Raw genomic sequence first — 3,101 nt, 5'->3', positions numbered from 1 at the left:
ATCCATACCGTCCATCTGAATCCCGACCGGGACGACGACCAGGACGCCATCACGACAGCTCGTAACCAGGAACGAAAAGCCGCCTGAAAATTAATCATTGAGGCGACAACTAGCTTGAAATTTTCCGCGAGCAACTTTAGGCAGTGCCTCACGCATCTCCACAGCATTAATATCCGACCAGGTGGTCAGTGCCGCTCCGTAGGCTGCGGCGAACATCCGCTCGGGGACGTATGGGTCTGAAACGGCAATTGCCTCCACTGCCAGCCGGAAGAACTCTGCAGGCCGCTTGGTGGCGAATTCATACAGGATCTTGGTGGCCACGTCGCGCAGCCTTCTGGACGTTGACGTCAACGTCCACATCACCCAGCGCGTCCGCCGAATTTCTCGCTCGTCTAGGTCGCCCGATTTCCATCTGGACGACAGGAACTTGAAGTCGTCCTCAATTTCCTCAGACCTCTCGCGAACCCACTCAGACCAGAATAGATCGCGCTGCGTATTGGGCATAACCAAGAGCACGCCGTGCAAGAAGTCCATGTCAAACGGGTGCGCTCGCGCCGCCCTGGTACTCCGGAGTCTCTTGAAGGCAATCTGTGCGAACTGCTTCGACTCCTGCATTGCGCAGGCGTACCGTTCTACCGTTTCCCGCCCGATATGGCTTGGGTCGCATTGCGCTGTCAACAGCAAAGCGTTCAAGACGATGCTCTCATCCGACAAGTCTTGCCAAAGCTGGCGTCTGCCAAGGCGTTGTGGATAAAGGCCAACAAGAGCCCGGAACACGTCAAAGGCGAAGGTATGCGACCCAGGCTCACGGAATAGGAAGTACACGCGTCCTTCATCGCTTTGCAGCCACTGCGCCAAGTCCGGTCTAGCAAGCAGGTGGCGCGCCATCATATGTCCGGCCATCAGGTCGTATGAAAACGCGATTCCTTGGCCGCCTTCCTCAGAAGTCGTTCGAACGAGGACGCCTTCGGACTCCAGTGCGCGAATGACGCTGGCGTCCCAACTGCCCGTGTCTCGAACTGCACGCCGTGCAGCTTGGAAGTCAACGCTTCTCGCGTTGTCCTCCCAGAGGAGACCTGCAATCGTCAGCAGCGCATCTTGCACTTCATCCTGATAGATGCGATGCGCTGTCGGAGAAAGCTCTGCAACTCGTTCGGCAACCTTGTCGAAGTGCGCTTCGAACAGGCTTGCAAGCGAACTAGGCAGCGCCTCCACCCCGACAGAGCGCTGGCGTCGAGGGTTCACCACCTCACAGAAGATTCTCAGCGTCAACGGGTGCTGCAAGAACTCAATTGGCAGATCCGCGTCAGTGGCGTCGATCTTGTAGTACTCAAAGTACTTGTCGATGGCCGTCTGCGGGTCTTCCTGGAACCCGTTGTGCTCAACTTGAGGAAACTCCTCGGGCAGACACATCTGCGCGAACTCATTGCGCAGAGTGACAACCAGCAGGACGTACGGAAAGTCCTTAAGAAGCTCATTCGCCCGGGAGAGCTCATCCCTCCAATTTCTCGGGTCTTCCGCCTCATTTAGACCGTCAATCACGATAGGGATGCGCTTGCCCGCGCGCTGACCCGCCGCATCTACGGCCTCAACCAGCCGGTCGAAGCTCTCCGCCGGCCTGCCAGAAATCTTGAATGCAGACACGAGATCGTCAAGCCCCTGGCCTGCATGAAGATTCTTGCCCAGCAGCAAGACACCTCCGGGGAATTCTCCGTCCGCTTGCGTCACCTTGGCGGCAAGCTCGGACTTTCCTTCGCCCGCAGCTGCAAGCACGGCCACGGCTCGAACGTCGATCGACTTCTCCAGACTGCGAAGCACCGACGAAACTGCGTGAATGTCCGCGACCAGATTCGCGGCCAACGGGGCTCCATCCGAACGCGCCCCACGCAGCTTCGAGAGGAGTCGGTCGTAGCGCACCGGCAGCGGCGGATTGGAGGCCAGCATTTGCTGTACAGCATCGAAGTCGCCCTTGCCGAGCGCCGTGTGCAGGCTGTCGAGCAGGTCAGCCAATCCGGCAGCTCGAGCCAAGAGCGATTCGACTCCGGTCTTGATCTCAGTTTTGAGTTGCCCTGTCAGCGAAGCAATGTCCGCGCAATTCGTTGTAAGAGCACGTGAGAGTTTCTCCAGTGATTCCCATGCGCCCTGGCCACCCAGACGCCTGCGTATCTTCTTTTCTGCCCCAACAACAACGTGAACTTCCGGCTGGTATCGTCGCTTGAACGGAGCCGCAGCGAGCCTGTGCTGCTCAGCAAGTAGCGCAGGCGTCAGAACGAGCTCGCCGAAGTAGGTTTCTCGAAGTAGCGCTCCCGGTCCAACCAAGAGGTCTTCGATATCAGTTGCCGTCAGCAGCTCCAACTTCAACTCGGGGAAGCGGTCTTTCTCAAGCGCGAAGAACCACTCTTGGTCTCCCTTTGTCAGCGTGTGGCACGTCCAAAGCTTCCAATCGGTTACACCTGGGACATGCTTGCGCGTCTTCTCCATGCCCTCGATGATCTTGTTGCGGCGCGTCGCTCCCAACTCTTGTCCGTTCGCCAGCTCATACCATTTGCATTGCCAACCAAACCAGCGTGGCGGCGCTCCGAGATCACAAGACTCCGTCAGCTGAAGATGAAACTCTACGCCTGGCTGGTTTGCGAGTTGCTTAAAGCGACCGAAGCGCCCGTAGTGTCGGCGCACCAAAGAGCGGCAAAGCTTCTCAAAGTTTTCGTCTGCGGCTCCGGGCAACTCGCTGAATACAGCCCAATTTGCTTCAGGCATCGGCGCTTTCTCTGTCAGCTGGCATCGTCGGAATCGGAGGGGTAGTCGTGTGCCGAAAAGACTTCGACCTTCGCTCCAGCCTCGATGAAGAGCTTCACGAACGCGGACACTTCAGACTCGTCAGTCGTGACCGTGATTTGATCGCCTTCGCGGTTGAGGTGATAGTCAGATACTAACTGGCCGAGATCAGCAGGTCCTAAGATGTTGAGGTTCAAACTACTGAACCGCCCCGAGTTCCGTGGAGGCTGTTTGGTTTAAGTCAGGCTTCCGCCGTGGCGGCCTGACTGGCGAGTTGCCGGTAGTAGTTTGCCTCGGCCTCGGCTGGCGGGATATAGCCGATGGGT

The 3,101-nt window shown here is 57.8% G+C and carries 2 protein-coding genes; both read right to left on the bottom strand.

All coding sequences use genetic code 11. From position 1 onward, the window contains the following. Positions 1–90: 90 nt before the first annotated feature. The gene (locus tag ACFPPB_RS20170; RefSeq protein WP_377330434.1) at positions 91–2,757 is read right to left on the bottom strand and encodes an NACHT domain-containing protein; all 2,667 of its coding nucleotides are present in this window, start codon (positions 2,755–2,757) and stop codon (positions 91–93) included. A gap of 14 nt (positions 2,758–2,771) precedes the next feature. Further along, positions 2,772–2,972 (bottom strand): DUF6375 family protein, encoded by a 201-nt coding sequence (locus tag ACFPPB_RS20165; protein ID WP_377330432.1) that lies wholly within the window; start codon positions 2,970–2,972, stop codon positions 2,772–2,774. Between the last annotated feature and the right edge of the window lie 129 nt (positions 2,973–3,101).

The organism is Rhodanobacter terrae (assembly GCF_042657005.1).
Taxonomy (GTDB): Bacteria; Pseudomonadota; Gammaproteobacteria; order Xanthomonadales; family Rhodanobacteraceae; genus Rhodanobacter; species Rhodanobacter terrae.
Note: the sequence above shows the minus strand (reverse complement) of the source record. Positions and strands in the feature narration are given on the sequence as shown.